We start from the raw sequence: 501 nt of genomic DNA, 5'->3' as shown, positions 1-501 counted from the left end.
CTGCCCGGCAGCAAGCCACGGCCGAAGGCCACCATCTGGGCGCGTGGCGTCAGCAGATAGCGCACCATCGCCTCGATGGCGGGAAGCCGGGCGCTCGGAATCCCTTGGGGCACGGCCAGCATGTAGCTCTGCGGGATGACCGGCGCGTCCGCCATGACCGCGCAGGCCGTCTCGGGCGGCAACTGGCCCAACTGCCGGGCGAACAGGAACAGGCCGAGCAGGCCGGGCGCAAGGTCGCACCCCCCGTCGGCGAACTCCTCGATCGCGGCCGCCCCGGAGCTGGGATAGTAGCTGACGAAGCGGCCGATCTCCTGGAGATAYTCCCATGTGCGGCGCCAGCCCGTCTGMGGGTCGGTGGGGTCGCGATCCCCCAGGAGATACGGCAACCCCGTCACGAAGATCTGGCCGAGCAGCGATTCCCGAGGGCGGGTGTACTGAAATCGCTCCGGGTTCTGCCGCGCGAAATCCATGAGCTCAGCCGCGCTGCGCGGCGGATTGGGC

The 501-nt window shown here is 69.7% G+C and carries 1 pseudogene; it reads right to left on the bottom strand.

Features of this window, described 5'->3' with window-relative positions:
* Positions 1–470: pseudogene (locus AC1DWF_RS39145) on the bottom strand (hypothetical protein); the annotation flags it as partial.
* Positions 471–501: the final 31 nt, after the last annotated feature.

It is taken from the genome of Aminobacter sp. P4_D5, from assembly GCF_056401815.1.
Note: the sequence above shows the minus strand (reverse complement) of the source record. Positions and strands in the feature narration are given on the sequence as shown.